Annotated in this window: 12 protein-coding genes; 8 read left to right on the forward strand and 4 right to left on the reverse strand. The window is 41.8% G+C overall.

The features are described 5' to 3' along the window. Positions 1–198 precede the first annotated feature (198 nt). The 7 genes from A0J48_RS23075 to A0J48_RS23105 all read left to right on the forward strand — a co-directional run bounded on the left by A0J48_RS23075 (position 199) and on the right by A0J48_RS23105 (position 8,354). Positions 199–768 (forward strand): photosystem I assembly protein Ycf4, encoded by a 570-nt coding sequence (locus tag A0J48_RS23075; protein ID WP_200326937.1) that lies wholly within the window; start codon positions 199–201, stop codon positions 766–768. A 168-nt stretch (positions 769–936) separates the two neighbouring features. After that, a complete protein-coding gene (locus tag A0J48_RS23080; protein ID WP_200326926.1) occupies positions 937–1,737 on the forward strand; it encodes a peptidylprolyl isomerase in 801 nt (266 codons plus the stop codon). Positions 1,738–1,829: 92 nt separating this feature from the next. Beyond that, the gene (locus A0J48_RS23085) at positions 1,830–3,014 is read left to right on the forward strand and encodes a beta-ketoacyl-ACP synthase (protein WP_200326927.1); all 1,185 of its coding nucleotides are present in this window, start codon (positions 1,830–1,832) and stop codon (positions 3,012–3,014) included. Between the two features lie 491 nt (positions 3,015–3,505). Next, complete coding sequence (locus tag A0J48_RS23090; protein WP_200326928.1) at positions 3,506–4,249, forward strand: DUF928 domain-containing protein; 744 nt, start codon at positions 3,506–3,508, stop codon at positions 4,247–4,249. Positions 4,250–4,252: 3 nt separating this feature from the next. Continuing rightward, positions 4,253–6,478 carry a CHASE2 domain-containing protein gene (locus A0J48_RS23095; protein ID WP_200326929.1) on the forward strand — a complete coding sequence of 742 codons (2,226 nt, stop codon included), beginning with the start codon at positions 4,253–4,255 and terminating at the stop codon, positions 6,476–6,478. A 114-nt stretch (positions 6,479–6,592) separates the two neighbouring features. Next, positions 6,593–7,624 (forward strand): zinc-dependent alcohol dehydrogenase, encoded by a 1,032-nt coding sequence (locus tag A0J48_RS23100; protein ID WP_200326930.1) that lies wholly within the window; start codon positions 6,593–6,595, stop codon positions 7,622–7,624. Between the two features lie 118 nt (positions 7,625–7,742). After that, entirely contained in the window at positions 7,743–8,354 is a 612-nt protein-coding gene (locus A0J48_RS23105; RefSeq protein WP_200326931.1) for a hypothetical protein, read from the forward strand. A 44-nt stretch (positions 8,355–8,398) separates the two neighbouring features. Here A0J48_RS23105 and A0J48_RS23110 read toward each other — a convergent pair whose 3' ends face one another. Together A0J48_RS23110 and A0J48_RS23115 are read right to left on the reverse strand one after the other, a co-directional pair. After that, entirely contained in the window at positions 8,399–8,770 is a 372-nt protein-coding gene (locus A0J48_RS23110; RefSeq protein ID WP_200326932.1) for a Dethiobiotin synthetase, read from the reverse strand. A 154-nt stretch (positions 8,771–8,924) separates the two neighbouring features. Beyond that, positions 8,925–9,470: a GIY-YIG nuclease family protein gene (locus A0J48_RS23115; RefSeq protein ID WP_200326933.1), complete on the reverse strand. Its 546-nt coding sequence runs from the start codon at positions 9,468–9,470 to the stop codon at positions 8,925–8,927. 588 nt (positions 9,471–10,058) lie between these two features. On the opposite strand from A0J48_RS23115, the gene A0J48_RS23120 reads away from it, so the two are divergent. Beyond that, entirely contained in the window at positions 10,059–10,457 is a 399-nt protein-coding gene (locus A0J48_RS23120) for a hypothetical protein (protein WP_200326934.1), read from the forward strand. A 268-nt stretch (positions 10,458–10,725) separates the two neighbouring features. Here A0J48_RS23120 and A0J48_RS23125 read toward each other — a convergent pair whose 3' ends face one another. Both A0J48_RS23125 and A0J48_RS23130 read right to left on the reverse strand, forming a co-directional pair. Further along, entirely contained in the window at positions 10,726–14,892 is a 4,167-nt protein-coding gene (locus tag A0J48_RS23125; protein ID WP_200326935.1) for a DNA-directed RNA polymerase subunit beta', read from the reverse strand. A 184-nt stretch (positions 14,893–15,076) separates the two neighbouring features. After that, positions 15,077–16,954, reverse strand: coding sequence for a DNA-directed RNA polymerase subunit gamma (locus A0J48_RS23130; RefSeq protein WP_200326936.1), 1,878 nt, complete (start codon positions 16,952–16,954; stop codon positions 15,077–15,079). Positions 16,955–17,021 lie beyond the last annotated feature (67 nt).

Genomic DNA, 17,021 nt, shown 5'->3' on the forward strand with positions numbered 1-17,021 from the left:
GGGGTGTGGGGAAGCAAAGGGGAAATGTTTCCGTCTGACTGCTAATAGTACAGCGTAGTGTCAGCCCTATTTAAGCATCTCACCTACTCCTTTCAATCCAAAATCCAAAATCTAAAATCTAAAATGCCATAACTTGCAATTCAGACGGCTGAAGTGGCAGACTTTGAAGGAGAATATCTCACAGGCCAAGGTAGTTCTATGACGACATCAACAAAGATTAATACAGGCGATGGCCTCTTGCATCAAAATGTCCTCGGTTCTCGTCGGTTTAGCAACTACTGGTGGGCAACGATTGTTAGTTTGGGAGCATCTGGCTTTTTGTTGGCTGGCATCTCCAGCTATCTCAAAATCAATTTACTTATTGTCACCGATCCGACTCAACTGGTATTTGTACCGCAAGGGTTGGTAATGAGTTTATATGGATTGGCTGGTATCCTCTTAGCCTTATACCTGTGGTTAGTGATTTTATGGGATGTAGGCGGTGGCTACAACGAATTTAATCAGGAAACTGGTAAATTCAAAGTATTCCGATGGGGTTTTCCTGGGAAAAACCGCCAAATTGAGATTGAAAGTCGCATTCAAGATATACAATCTGTGCGTATCTCTATTAAGGAGGGACTCAATCCCCAACGCGCACTCTACCTCAAGGTTAAGGGACGGCGAGATATTCCTTTGACAAGGGTAGGACAACCGTTATCTTTGGCTGATTTAGAAACTCAAGGCGCTCAGTTAGCTAGATTTTTGGGTGTACCCTTGGAAGGATTATAAATTTTGGATTTTGGATTTTGGATTTTGGATTTTGGATTGAAAACAGGGTATGTCGTAAATTGTAATTTGTAAATTATGAATTACTACCCAATCCCTAGTCACCAATCCCCAATTCCTGATCCAAAATCCAAAATTGTTAACATACTCTGGTTGAGTCAGTAACTGGCAATGCGGTTAAAATTTCCACAATTTTTAGTTGTTCTGTTGATGATTGGTGGTTTGATGTTGGGAGGATGTTCCACAGAAAAAGTAGCTTCTAATACATCTCCAACCTCTACAGCTACCTCAAAAACAACTGAGGCAAGCTCCAAGTCAACTGCTGAAGCAACAACAGTATCAGAAACTAGTAGTGAGAGTATTCCTGGAATGAAAAATTTACCACGGCTCGAAGGTAAGGCTACTGTAGTGATGACAGTGAACGGCTCACCAATTACCATCGAAGTCGATGGAAGTGATGCTCCCATTACTGCTGGCAACTTCGTTGATTTAGTACAAAAGGGTGTTTACAACGGTTTAGCATTTCATCGGGTTGTGCGCTCCCCTCAACCGTTTGTGGTTCAAGGTGGTGATCCCCAAAGTAAAGATCCCAAATTTCCAGCAGCTAGGTTGGGAACAGGTGGTTATATAGACCCAAAAATCGGTACTGAACGCCGTATTCCTTTAGAAATTAAACCTGAAGGTGCAAAAGAACCAATCTACAGTAAAACTTTGGAGATGGCTCGTGTAAATCAAGCACCTGTGTTAAAGCATAAACTAGGGGCAGTAGCAATGGCGCGATCGCAATCGCCTGATTCTGCTTCTTCTCAGTTTTATTTCGCTTTAGCAGATCTGGGATTTCTAGATGGTAACTATGCTGTGTTTGGTTATGTGACAGAGGGCTTTGATGTAGTTAACAAAATTCAGCAAGGCGATCGCATTGAATCCGCTACAGTTACCCAGGGTGCAGAAAACTTGAAATCTGGTCAATAGTCAGTGGTCAGTGGTCAGTTGCAAAAATAATTGACCACTGAAAAAATTACAAATTACAAATTACGAATTACAAATTACGAATTACGAATTAGGTGCAGGTTGTTGTCACTGGTATAGGTTTAGTTTCTGCTTTAGGTAACAGCTTAGAAAATAGCTGGCAAAATTTACTAGCAGGTAAAACAGGAATTGAATTACATCAACCATTTCCAGAACTTTTAAAAATTCCTTTAGGTCTGATTGGTGAAAACCCATCGGATTTGAGTACCTTGACTGAGATGGTTGTTAATTCTGCGGTAAAAGATGCTGAATTATTGGCACCCTTGCCTGACTGTGCTGTGGTAATTGGTTCTAGTCGCGGTTATCAAGGGTCTTGGGAGAAATTGGCACGGCAAATTTATGGTAGTGATATCAATTCAGAATTATTAAATTTAGAATTAAATTTAGAAAATTGGTTAGATACTTTACCGCAGATGAATGCGATCGCTGTAGCCAGACAAATCGGTGCTTTAGGTACAGTTTTAGCACCAATGGCGGCTTGTTCTACGGGAATTTGGGCAATTGCTCACGCTGCTATGTTAATTCAAACTGGGCAATGTCAACGAGCGATCGCTGGTGCAGTGGAAGCACCTATTACCCCCCTTACCATCTGTGGATTTCAGCAAATGGGGGCTTTAGCAAAAACAGGCGCTTATCCTTTTGATTTACACCGGGAAGGTTTGGTATTGGGAGAAGGTGGTGCTGTTTTGATTCTCGAATCTGCGGAATTGGCAAAACAGCGTCAAGTCAAGCCAGAAAATATTTATGGGGAAATTCTGGGTTTTGGCTTGACAGCAGATGCTTTTCATGCAAATCAGCCAGAACCAGAAGGAAAAAGTGCGATCGCTGCTATCAAGCAATGTTTACAACGTAGTGACCTCACACCAGCAGATATCGACTACATTCACGCTCATGGTACAGCTACTATTCTCAATGATCGCATCGAAAGTCAGATAATTCAGTATTTATTTCCCCCCAGTGTCGCAATTAGTTCAACTAAAGGTAGTACAGGTCATACACTGGGAGCATCGGGAGCTTTAGGTGTAGCTTTTGCGCTCATGGGTTTAAAGTATAATAAATTGCCTCCTTGTGTGGGATTACAACAGCCAGAATTTGCTTTAAATTTCGTCACAACAGCAATAGAAAGGAAAGTGGAGCGTATGCTGTGTTTTAGCTTTGGTTTTGGTGGACAAAATGCAGTCATAGCTTTAGGTAATGGCAATTTGATTGCTGAGTGCTAAATTTGAGTTTTGGATCAGAAACAATGCTGACACAGATTTCGTCTCTAAAGCTTTCACCTCTAAATAAAAAGTCATCAAGGTATTCAAGGTAATTCGGAAATTATGAAGAATGCCTTGTTTCAACAATTGATAATGGAAAATTACCCTCTCCCTCAAGAATAGAGGATTGAAAGGCAGGAAAGGTTTTTCTTGCTCTTGATCTTAAAAAATAGAGGTTGTCAACCAAATTAACCAATTATCAATTGTCCATTGATTAAATAATATTTAATTATTTCATTCATATTCCTAATGGAATATGCAGTCACTCGATTTTGGATTTACGATTTACGATTTTGGATTTGGGATTTACGTTAGCGAAGCGTACGCAGCGCAGCGAGTATTTTTCGGTCTTGAAGGACTCCAGACCTATACAAAATTTTTTAATCTAAAATCTAAAATCTAAAATCTAAAATTCCCGGTCATCACAATAATCAACAAGGGTATATTCAACCATGAAATGGCTTCCCATATCTATATCTTTTTTTGCATTTTCTTTACCTTTATATTCCCAAACATCATCCGTACTAGCTCAGTCATACCCAACTCCCAAAACTTGGCAAATCAGTCAAAAATTTAAACCCCGAGTAGATGATAAAGCTAATCCACCGACTGTTGGTGCAGCAACTCGTGGATCTTCTTGTCTGGAAAACCAGCAAGAAATTACTCCTTTACTCCCTGTGAATAAATCAGGGCTAACTTTCAATGATCGTCCTACATTTTTTGTGCATATACCTCTAACTCAACTCCAAACTGCTGAGTTTAGTATTATCGATGCTCAAAAGAAAATAATTTATAAAACCAACCTAACTCTTCCTCAAACATCAGGAATTATCAGCTTTACTCTTCCTCAAAATTCACCACCACTAAAAGTCAATACCTCTTATCGCTGGTATCTTACCCTGATTTGTGATTCTGAAGATTCTAGTACCAATCCTTATGTAGAAGGTTTGGTTAAAGTCATTCCAGCAGATGTGCAATTATCTGATTCTTTAGCAAAAGCCGATTTACTTCAGAAGCCAACTCTCTACGCACAAGCTGGAATTTGGTATGAAGCACTGGCTAATTTAGTTAAATTACGCTGTACTCAGCCTGATAACTTAACAGTTCAGCAAAATTGGCAAGAATTTTTAGCATCAGTGGAGTTGAACAACATTGCTACTGCGTCATTACTCAATTCCTGCACAACCAAAAATTAATCAATGAATTTTCTACCGCAAAAACTAAAACAGGCAATATGGGAATGGCGAGGAGTTTTAATTGCGGTTCCCAATATTACATTTGTTGTGATAGCAATTCGTTTAACTGGATTGCTTCAATTTATAGAATTATTAGCTTTGGATCAATTATTTCTACTGCGTCCACAAGAAGGAATTGACCATCGTATAGTTATAGTTGAGATTAATGAAAATGATATCAATAATCAGAAAAGTTGGCCTATTTCTGATGTAGTGTTGACTGATTTATTGAATAAAATTAAGCAGCAAAAACCCAGAGCAATAGGCTTAGACATTTATCGTAATTTTCCTGTGAATCCTGGTCATGAAGACCTGGTGAAGTTATTTCAATCTACTCCTAATTTGATTGGCATTCAAAAAATATTAGTAACTAAAGATAGTTCTTTAGTCCAACCATCACCCATTTTAAAAAAACTTCAGCAGGTAGGAGGAAATGACTTGCCTTTCGATGACGATGGTAAAATCCGTAGAGGAATGTTGTATCTATATTTAAATAAAAATGAATATATAGAAAGCCTCAGCTTAAAGTTAGCACTTTTATATTTAAAAGCTGAAGGAATTACTGAAGAAGCTGCAAAACATAACCCAGAATATTTACAGTTAGGTCGGGGTGTTTTTCCTAGATTTAAAACTAATGATGGTGGCTACGTTAGAGAAACTGCGGGTAGTTATCAACTCCTATTAAATTATCGAGGAACAACACATAATTTTGTGACAGTTTCTCTCACAGATGTTCTAGAAAACCGAATTGAACCAGATTTAATGCTCAAAAAGGTGGTAATCATTGGTTCAACAGCGGAGAGTTTAAGAGACGTTTTTTATACCCCTTACAGTAGTAAAGTATTTGCTGATACAGAACTAATGGCAGGAGTAACAATTCATGCTAATTTAACCAGTCAAATTTTGAGTTCAGCTATAGATGGTCGTCCGCAAATCCAATCTTTGTCTGAATTTGAGGAAGGACTATGGATTTTATTGTGGGCTATGATTGGCTCTATATTGTTTTGGCAGCACCGCCATAATATGTTTTTGATTACTGTTAGTTTTATGCTAACTGGTAGTGCTTTGATTAGCTGCTGCTTCCTAGCATTTTTAGCTGGTTGGTGGATTCCTCTGATCCCACCCATATTAGCTTTAGCAGGATCAACTATTATTATTACCCAATATATTTTTCAGAGTGCAGCCAATATGCAAAAGACCTTTGGGCGTTATCTCACTGATGAAGTTGTCACCAATTTAATAGAAACACCTTCTGGTTTAAAATTGGGTGGAGAAAGGAGAAAAGTCACTATTTTAGTGTCAGATGTCAGAGGCTTTTCGGCTATTTCTGAAGAATATCCTCCCGAAAAAGTAGTAGAAATTCTCAATCTTTATCTGGAATTGATGACAGATGTAATTCATCAATATAAGGGGACTATTAATGATTTTATGGGTGATGGAATTTTAGTAATGTTTGGTGCGCCTATTAATCGGGAAGATGATTCTCAAAGAGCGATCGCTTGTGCTGTAGCCATGCAGTTAGCAATGTCACAGGTAAATGCCAAAAATCAGGAAATGAATTTACCCATTTTAGAAATGGGAATTGGTATCAATACAGGTGAAGTTGTGGCTGGCAATATTGGTTCTCAAAAACGGGCTGAATATACCGTGATTGGTAGTCATGTAAATTTAGCTGCTCGGATTGAATCATATTCTGTAGGAGGACAAATTTTAATTTCTGAATATACTTTATTGGATGCCAATATTGATTTGAGAATTGATAGTCAGTCGCAGGTAGAACCCAAAGGTATAAAACAACCTGTCACTATTTACGAAATTGGCGGCATCGGTGCAAAATATAATCTATTTTTACCCAAAGTTGATGAAAATATCGAAATTTTAAGTGATGAACTACCTGTTGAGTTTATTGTTTTGCATGGTAAACACGCAGATGGCAAATTATTACCAGGAGCATTAGTTGGGCTGTCGGAAAATGGCGCACAACTTCGCTGTAAATATGATTTGGAAATATTAACTAATATTAAGATAAAGTTATTAACAGAAACAGCTATGTTGACAGAAGAACCCGATATCTATGCCAAGGTGATGAAAAAATCTGCTGTGGAAGAAAATCATCTTTTGATTCGATTTACAGGTATTCCGCCCAAGGGACTTAAACGACTCCAAAAAGTTAGGCAGACTTTGGGTTAAAATAGCAGCAACTTTCTTATTTTAGCAAAAATCGGGAAAATCTTCAAATCCTGTAAATCCTGATTCAAATTTTTCGGTAAAATCTTGTGGAAGCTAATTCATAGGTAAAAAGCTTTGTTAGCAGCTTTACTTTACGGAAAAGAAGATTTACGCCTAGAGCAAGTCCCTGACCCAACTCCCAGTGATGGGGAAGTGGTGATTAAGGTGGCAGCAGCTACTACTTGCGGTACAGACTTGAAGGTGTGGCGACGTGGTGGCCATGCGAGGATGTTGACTCCCCCCACATTGTTTGGTCATGAAGCGGCAGGAACAGTTGTAGCTGTTGGTGCTGGTGTAGATAATTGGCAGGTTGGAAATCGCATTGTCGCTAATAATTCTGCACCTTGCATGAAATGTTTTTTTTGTCAACGTCAAGAATATTCCCTTTGCCCAAATCTGACATGGAATAATGGCACTTTTGCCGAATATCTAAAAATTCCCGCACCAATTGTCCAGCAGAATATGTTGCGGATTCCCGATGAGTTACCCTTGGAATTGGCAGCAATGACTGAACCTTTAGCCTGTGTTTTACATGGAGTGGGGCGTTCTCATGTCAAAGCTAAAGACCGAGTAGTTGTGCTAGGAGATGGGGCTATTGGCTTAATGTTTGTAGCAGTTTTAGCGGCAGAAACCAAAGCTGAGGTGTTGCTGTGGGGAGGTAATGACCAACGGTTAGAAATTGGTAAAAAATTGGGTGCGGCAAAGGTTTTTAATTATCATCTAATTGCTGATATTCCCAGTGTTGTTAAGGAGTTAACTGAGGGTTGGGGTGCAGATGTAGTCATAGAGGCTACTGGTGTTCCTAGTGTGTGGGAAACAGCAATTTCTTGCGCCCGTCCTGGTGCAACTGTCAATTTATTTGGTGGTTGTCCCAAAGATACAAAAATTACCGTGAATACTGAACAGCTACATTACAGTGAATTGACCTTAAAAGGAGTATTTCATAATACGCCGGAATATGTACGTGCAGCATTGTCACTCATCGCTAGTAGGAAGATTGCTTTTGAGTTATTAATTAGTGAACAGCGACCATTACAAGATTTAGCACAGGTGTTTGCTGACATGAAAGCCCGCAAAGTGATTAAGGTGGCAATGTTACCGTCTTAGCAGTAATTATTTTAGCTTTACAGACCTGACGAAAAGCTAAATCTTGAGATAAAGTTTAATCCTATGGAAAACTCATGGAAAACTATTTTCAATCACGATGTTATTCCTGAATAGGAAAATGCTAAAAAAATCTTTGAGTAATTTTTTAATTTCTTCTTGTTCGATTATATCTTGCTTATCTGTGGGAATACTGCTGAATTATCCAGTTCAAGCTTTACCTGGAGAAAGCACAGAGGAAGTAACGACCTGGATTCAAGGCCATCCTACCCTTCGTCCTCGCAGTGGGGAAAAACTATTTGTCAGTAAAAGTGATACAGCCGCCCAAAGATTCACTTTTCAAGCTTCGGTATTGCCTCCAGGTAAAGTAACATTTACTAAAGACCGCAGTACAATTCGTACAGAACGCCTGAGTATGTATGATGGTGTGAATGGTGTGACAATTGAACGTCTTCAGGAGTCTTTGCGGGTAATATATGGTTTAGATATCTATCAAGACTATAATCGCGCTCAAGCTGTTTATGAATATCCTAATCAGAGTGCAATTAATCAAGCACGTTTAGCAAAAACACCAATTCGGGAAGCATTAAAGGGAGAGTTACGATTAGGCGATCGCTTTGGTTATTGGGTAGAAATAGCTAAACCCAGAGAAGGTAAAGCTTTGAGTGGTCAAATCACTGTTTTTCTTAAATCTGACCTGGATAAATTAGAGGCAGAACTAAGAACCCGTTAGTATAGTAGGTGACAGGGAATAGGTGACAGGTGACAGTATACAACCTATACCTCATCCTTTAGCTTACCTCTCAGTTGTAAGGTTTGCCATTTGCCGCAAAATATACTTTCAGTTGCTAAGGAAATGCGTTGCAAATCTTCTTGCAGTAAAGGCGGCCAGTCAATACCTGCTTTGCGTCCTGTGGCAAAAAATTGCAAAGCTCTAATACCTAATTTATACAAGGCAAAGGCTAGTTCTTTATCCAAGCTAGTAGCATCTTTGAGAGCTTCAAACACAACTTTCAAGGCTAACAAAACAGAGGTAATTTGACCTGGTACTGGGGGTTTTCCTTGTTTTAAACGATTTAACAAGGCATCTGAATTGTCATCATTTGTTGTTTGGTCGATGAGTAGTTTTCGCGCTATTTCGTAGTTCATTTAGGGAATAGGGAATAGAGTTTGAGAGGATTTAGGTATACGGAGTTTTGTATGGGTACGCCACGCAAGCTATCAAAAATCAAATAGGAGTCCTATAGCTGATTACTGATAGCTGAATGCTTACCTAATGACTAATCACCAATCATTTTATTTGCTATTTCAAATCCAGTAAACCTTCTTCTTTTAATTTAGGATTAAAGCGAATTTGAGTTTTTAATCCCCTTGCTGCTAATACCGCTAAAATTTCAGTTTCAACTCGTCGGGCTACATTTTTAATCAGTTTCATTTTTGCTAAATCATCAATTAACGGATTTTGATAATTAGTCTTTTCTTCAGATGTCATAAGCGCCTGAGTATTAATAGGATTAGTCCATTTATCTTTAATTTCAACATTTTTTAAATCAAGAGAACCATTTTCAGCAATCCAAGCATTTTCAATATTTTCTAGCAGCGTGCGATTAGGTCTTTCAATAGTTTGCACTTTAACCCAATAACATTGTTCTGGCTGACGTACTAAATGTTGTTTGAGACTAAGATAAACATCACGAGAATAACCAACAAAGCGGAGAATTTTTTCTTGATCGAAAATAGCATATACTCCTATTTGACCTTGGAATTGTTCTGGCAATTCACCAGTATCATCAATATAAACAACATATTCTAGGCTCTCTACAGAAGGAACATTAGTTTCAGTGGTCATAATGGAAATTTAAACTTTACTAAAAGTAACAAAAAGTAAATAAATTTTGCTTTTTTCAGCGTAATTAGTTGTTAATGAAAGCCAAACCTAAAAACAATAGCAAAATTAAGAATTTTGAATTTTGAAGTTTAACATACTTTTAAAAATAAAAATTGCGAACACTACTATTATTTACAGAGTGAGCTTTAAATCAGGTGGGAGCATCCCAAATGTGTAATACCATTTCTTTGTGAGGCTGCGCCAAATTTTAGATTGAGCTTTTCTCTCTGTGTACTCTGTGCCTCTGCGGTATGGCTAACGCCACGCTTCGCGAACGTTTATTTGAATTCAGCGCATCTTCATACAGAATTGGTATAAGTTTATTTTTCTGAACTCTGGCAAGTGCTTCAAGGCTTGATATGAATCAACCGCAAAGAACGCAAAAGACACAAAGTTAAGAGGATTTAAGAGAATTTTTAGTATTGCTACGGTTATTTTTGCTTTCATGGGGATGCTCCCAATCTGGTTTAAACTGATTGTGTATATTTCAGCGTTTGTGTCTAGTTGAATGGCATTTTTTCACCAGCCTTAAATTTTATCAAGTTAATTATGAAATTGTCTCTTTTAACCTTAGCCATTGTTATGGGTGCGATATGTGGGATAAGTGTAATCACCACTACCATCTCCACTGCCAATGCTAACCCAAAACCAACTTCTGCTATCCAAGGACAACACAATCAGTCAGCTAATTTAATCACGGAAGCTGCCACACTGACTAACAAGTGGAATACAGTAATTGATACAACAAATAATACAGATGCAAATTTAAGCATCAGAGATCCTGAATGTAAAAAAATTAACCCGTTGGAGTATATTAACAATCCAGAGACGTTCTTTCAACCATGTGCAGCAGAGAATAACTTAGATATTCACAGTTATGAACCAATTGAGTATTTAAAAGTTCCCAGGCTTGATTCAGGAGTCAGCGTGACGGTTACTAATTTTTGATTACAGCAGCTATGGTAGGTGACAGGTAACAGTGAAGAAAGCAGGGGAAGCAGGGGAAGCAGGGGAGGCAGGGGGAGAATATTAACTCTTGCCTCTTGCCTTCTGTTCCCTGCCTCTAGGAAAGATATGGCATACGCCACGCTACGCGAACATAAATCAAATCGGATCACTATAAGTCATATAACAAAAGAAAAAGGCAAAAGATTTTCATCTCTTGCCTGTAATGCTATTAACTTTGATTTTCCTAGACTACCTGGGATAATCAGCTTTATTCCTCATCATCGTAATCATCATCATCATCCTCCTCGTAGTCGTCCTCTTCTTCTACAAGGTCGCTGACTTCATCAGCAATTAAATCATCATCATCCAAAATCGACCTATCTCCTCGTCTACCACCATAGCTGCCATCCAAGCTAGGAGTATCTAAGCTATAGAGTTTAGCAGTACGGTCATCCAGTACCATATCTAACGGGTCATCAACCTCATCCAAAACCCCGCTACCCAAATCGGTTCCATAGTCTTCAATAGTGCTGGGTTCATCATAAGTGTTGTAACCAGTACCAGCCGGAATCAAGCGCCCAATGATCACGTTTTCCTTCAGACCACGCAACCAATCAGACTTACCTTCAATAGCTGCTTCAGTTAACACCCTAGTGGTTTCTTGGAAAGATGCCGCAGAAATAAAACTGTCCGTGTTTAAAGATGCCTTAGTAATCCCCAACAGCACAGGAGTATATTGCGCCCTTGCACCACCTGTAATGGACATTGCCTCATTCACCTGTTCCACTTGGCGCAGTTCCACCAACTCACCAGGTAACATGGTCGTATCTCCACCATCGTCAATGCGGACTTTGTTAGTCATTTGTCTAACAATTACCTCAATGTGCTTGTCAGCAATATCAATGCCTTGGGATTGATACACCATCTGCACCTCATTCACCAAAAAGCTTTGAACTTTTTGCAAGGCATGACTAGCACAGGCATACACACCATCATCAGAACCGAGACTAAAGAAAATTTCTAAAATCTCATGGGGGTTAGAGGGTCCATCAGTCAGCGGTTGACCAGCCAAAACATGAGCGCCATCGGGAACCATCAGGTTTTGTCCAGGGCCAAGGGGATAATCAGTGACAACACCGTTAGATTCCACAACTTTGATGGCATAAGCTTCTCGTGATATTAATGCTTCATCACCATCACCGTACACCACCTTCACTTCTCCAGGACGACGGCACAAAATACAAGCTTCCTTGGGTTTACGAGCTTCTAGCAATTCTTCAATCCGGGGCAAACCTTGAATAATGTCCCCAGTCTTTGCCCGCTCAAACACCAACAACACCAGGTTATCACCCCGTTGTACCAAGTCCCCATCTTCAATTTGCAACACCGCCCCAGGGCTGACTCGATAGGGACGGCCAACTCTAACAGTTATCAGTGAACAGTTATCAGTTGTCAGTGCAGAACTATCTTCTGCCTCCTGTCTTCTGCCTCCTGCCTCCTGCCTCCTAACTGCGACTACTTGTCCAGATTCAGCTGCAAACACACCAGGGGCAATTTCCGCACCTTCTACTAACAAGTCACCTTTTTTCACCTTTGGCGCAGTAGTAGTAGTCATGGTGATCATATCGCTGTCGCGCAGCACCAAACAACGGCGTACTGCTTCTGTACCTTTACGGACACCACGGACTATGCCCCCTTCCTTACACAAAATCTGTGTCCGCGCTACCACTGCACCAGGGGCAATAGTCAGTCCATCTTCCACTTCCAGAGTGGTTTGGGTGCTGCCTTGGGTCGCATCAGCGGCAATATCACGTCTGACCACCAAAGATTCCAAAATCACCAGCTGCAATCTTTGAATCTCTGCGTTTTCACTATCTGGCACCAATTCAATATCCGCCGCCAGTGGAGAAGCGTTGTGGTCTAGTTCCCCTTCTTGTTCAATTTCCAATACCAACTGTGTCCGCAGCAGTTCCACCCCTTCTACAGATTTCACCCGTTCGGAATCTTTGTAAGGTAAACGCTGCACCGCCCGCAACTGAATAGAACGGCCTGTTTGTTGACTAACTGAAGTGGTAGAAGGCAAGTCAGGGTTACTCTTGACTTCAAATTCCACTACCGGACGGCTTAATAATGCTGGGCCCTCTGGTGATTCCACATATTGGATATATCGCAGTTCCGTCGCCACTGTTCCTTGGAACTCTTCCCCTGGGTGAATGAAAGTGTTGTCCTTAGCCAGCACTGCCTCTGGGTCATCCACCATCAACAGTTCCCCTGGTTTAATCACCACTTCCCGCAGGATGTCGTTTTTCTGGGTAACTTCAATCACCCCACTGGTTTGACAGAAAATGTCTTTCACCACTTCTGTACCAGCTTCCACAAACTGCCCGTCTTCCACCAACAACAAGGAAATATCCTTATTCACCTCGTGGGTTTCTTCCGGTATCCACAGCAGCGTCCCCCCAGTCACTACTTCATAACCCAGCTTGGCCTTGCCTTTTTTCTGGACTTCAATGCCAGCAAACTTCAAGAAACCGCCGGTAGTAGTACGATAACGATCATCAATCAATTCCGCTACCACTTGACCATTCTGTACCTTTGTTCCCGGTGTAGCCCGGAGGTTAAAAGTCTGGGAAGTAGGGTGTAGGGTGTGGGGTGTGGGGTGTAGGGAAGAACTTTCTTCTCCACTGTCACCTGTCACCTGTAACCTGTCACCTGTATGAATTAAATAATTATTCTTCCCTTGTCCACTGTGGACTGTCACCGTGGCTTGGTCTAAGACCACAGAAGCAGTGATAATTTCAATTTCTCTGGTGGCTTTACCGGGAATAGCTTCTGGTAAACGCACTACCCCACCATGCACTGTAGTTAACTTGGTTTCTGCCAAAACTCCATTGGTAGCGATCGCATCACCGTTATTCACTACCAGTTCTGCACCCGGTGGCAAGTTATACACTTCCCCAGACAAAATCCAAATCAAACCCCCTCTAGAAGCAGTAGTGGTGGTGTTGCCTTGGCGGTCAGTTTTTTGTTCTGCCACCACATCGGCAAACTGCACTTCCCCAGCTAAATCAGAGGCCACATCTTTGACGGCTTTTTCTGTATTGGCCCTGGCGGTTCTTCCACCCAAAGCCACCTCTGCCAACAACTGCCCCGCCTTCACCCTTTGTCCTTCAGTAATATACAGAGTAGAACCTTGGGTGACTTGAATTTCCTGGGCAGGAGCATTTTCTCCCTGTTCCTCGTCTTTACTGGCCTTGGGAACAATTTCTAACAGCCCGTTGGTTTCGGCGTAGAGGGCATCTTCTCCATGGCGGGTACGGTAAGGACGGGTTTTCAACTTGCGAGAAATTTTCACCGCCCCGTCAATTTTGGCTCGCACCTGTTGGGCAACTTCCCCAGTGAACACGCCCCCGGTGTGGAAAGTCCGCATGGTTAACTGAGTACCAGGTTCACCAATACTCTGTGCGGCAATAATTCCCACTGCTTCACCCAGGTCTACCATTTTGGCATGAGCCAAACTCCAACCATAACAGTGCTGACACACAGAACGAGCCGCTTCACAGGTCAAGGGCGATCGCACCACTACTTCCTTCACCCCAGATTTACCAATGACTATAGCTAAGTCATCATCAATGGGAGTGTTGCGAGCAGCAATAATTTCTCCAGTCACAGGATGCACTACATCTTGTCCTACTACCCGTCCCATTAATCTAGTGGCTAGGGGAATTAATACCTTTGCCCCTTCGGTCATATCTCGCAAAGGAATACCCCTGGTGGTGCCACAGTCAAATTCCCGAATAATTACATCTTGGGACACATCCACCAACCGCCGGGTGAGATAACCAGAGTCAGCAGTCCGCAATGCCGTATCTACCAGACCCTTTCTCGCGCCGTAACTGGAAATAATATATTCTGTAACTGTTAATCCTTCTCGGAAGTTGGTTTTAATTGGTAAGTCAATAATTTCCCCTTGGGGATCTGCCATCAATCCCCGCATCCCCACCAACTGTCGGACTTGGGAAATGTTACCCCGTGCGCCAGAAAAGGCCATCATATACACAGAGTTGAGGGGATTGGTTTTTTTGAAGTGTGTCACCACCTCATCCTTCAAGCTTTCCGAAGTACCGTTCCAGGTATCAATTACCTTTTGGAAACGTTCTACTTCCGTAATTTCTCCCCGTTTAAACCTTTCCTCGGTGCTGCGAATTTCTGCTTCTGCTGCTTCCAGGAGTGATCGCTTAGAAGGCGGCACCATCAAATCATCCACACTGATGGAAACTCCGGCTTTGGTGGCATATCTAAAACCCAAGTCTTTGAGCTTGTCTGCCATTACTGCTGTTCGTGCTGTGCCGTAATGGGTAAATGCCCAGGAGATTAAGTTTCTCAGTTGACCCTTGTTAACGACAAGGTTACGAAAAATCATTTTTTCAGTCATTAGTCATTAGTCCTTGGTCATTAGTTATTAGGAATAGGGAACAGGGAACAGGGAACAGGGAACAGAAGGCAAGAGGCAAGAGGCAAGAGGCAAGAGGCAAGAGGCAAGAGTTAATATTCTCCCCCTGCTTCCCCTGCTTCCCATGCCTCCCCTGCTTTCTTCACTGTCACCTGTCACCTGTCACCTAACTAGCTAACGCTTCTTGAATCGCTTTGTTATAAATCACCCGACCAGCGGTGGTGTAGATATACTGAGAAATCAAATTACCTTCGGCATCTTGACGGACACGGCGGAACTTATACAGTAAAGTCCGGCTACCATCTTCATTTTCTATCACTTCTAATGGCTCAGTATCTGGTTGACTGGTTTCCATCTCTCCATCAAACCGCACATAAACATAGGAATGGAGGTCAACCTGGTCTTGCTGATAGGCCATAATCACATCATCCAGCGAGGAAAAGTAACCACCAGCCCCCTTGGTAGCATTGGGGTTTTCTGCTGTCAGGTAATAAGCTCCTAAAACCATATCTTGGCTAGGAGTAACGATGGGTTTTCCCGTTGCTGGGGAAAGAATATTGTTGGAAGCTAACATCAACAATCTCGCTTCTGCCTGACTTTCCAAGGACAGAGGTACGTGAACCGCCATTTGGTCGCCGTCAAAGTCAGCGTTAAAAGCAGGACACACTAGGGGATGTAGCTGTATTGCTCTCCCTTCTACCAAAATCGGTTCAAAAGCCTGAATTCCCAAACGGTGCAGTGTGGGCGCACGGTTTAACATTACCGGATGCCCCTCAATCACATCTTCCAACACATCCCACACACTGGGGTCATTGCGAGAAATGAGTTTTTTGGCTGCCTTGATGTTGTTCACCATGCCCGAACGAATCAGACGATTAATCACAAAGGGCTGGAACAGTTCAATGGCCATTTCCCTTGGTAGCCCGCACTGGTGAATTTGCAGCTTTGGCCCCACCACAATTACCGAGCGTCCAGAATAGTCCACCCGTTTACCCAACAAATTTTGCCGGAAGCGTCCTTGTTTCCCTTCAATAATGTCAGACAAAGACTTGAGCGGGCGGTTGTTTGCTCCCACCACAGTCCGACCCCGACGACCATTGTCAATCAAGGCATCCACCGCTTCTTGCAACATCCGTTTTTCATTACGGACAATAATCTCCGGCGCGAGGATTTCTTGCAGTCTGGCTAGACGGTTGTTGCGGTTAATCACCCGGCGGTATAAATCATTTAAATCACTAGTAGCAAATCTCCCCCCATCCAACTGCACCATTGGGCGCAAATCGGGCGGAATCACCGGAATCACCGCCATCACCATCCACTCTGGCTTAGAACCAGTGGCAATAAAGTTATCAATCACCCGCAGACGTTTAATTAACTTTGCCCGTTTTTGTCCCTTGGCATTATTGATTTCTTCTCTGAGGTTTTCCGCTTCTTGCTCCAAATTAATATCCGCCAGCAACCGCAGCAGGGCCTCAGCCCCAATGCCTACTTCTACCCCCACCAGTTGGGAATCTTCGCTGTAAATGGCATCTTCAATTTCTAGCCATTGGTCTTCACTCAACAATTGTTTGTAGGTCAGAGTATCGGCATTGCCCGGAGCTAAAACACAGTATGAGTTGAAATAAACAATTTGTTCCACATCTCGCAGTGGCATATCCAAGAGAATGGCAATATAACTAGGAATTCCCTTGAGATACCAAACGTGGGCAACAGGAGCAGCCAGCTTAATAAAGCCCATTCTGTGCCGCCGCACCCGTGATTCTGTCACCTCCACACCACAGCGTTCACAAACAATGCCTCTATGGCGCACCCGTTTATATTTACCACAATGGCATTCCCAGTCCTTAGCGGGGCCAAAGATGCGCTCACAAAACAAACCATCCATCTCTGGCTTCAAGGTGCGGTAATTAATGGTTTCTGGCTTTGTCACCTCACCCACCACCTGACCATTAGGCAAAGTCCGCTCACCCCACTGACGGATACGTTCCGGTGATGCCAGTCCGATTTTTACGTAGTCAAATTGATTAGATTGAACAGAGCGCATGATTAATTGATAATTGATAATTGATAATTGATAATTAACAATTGATAATTTTCAACTGTTAATTTTC

Origin of the sequence: Sphaerospermopsis aphanizomenoides BCCUSP55 (assembly GCF_001586785.1) — a bacterium.
Classification (GTDB): Bacteria; Cyanobacteriota; Cyanobacteriia; order Cyanobacteriales; family Nostocaceae; genus Sphaerospermopsis_A; species Sphaerospermopsis_A aphanizomenoides_A.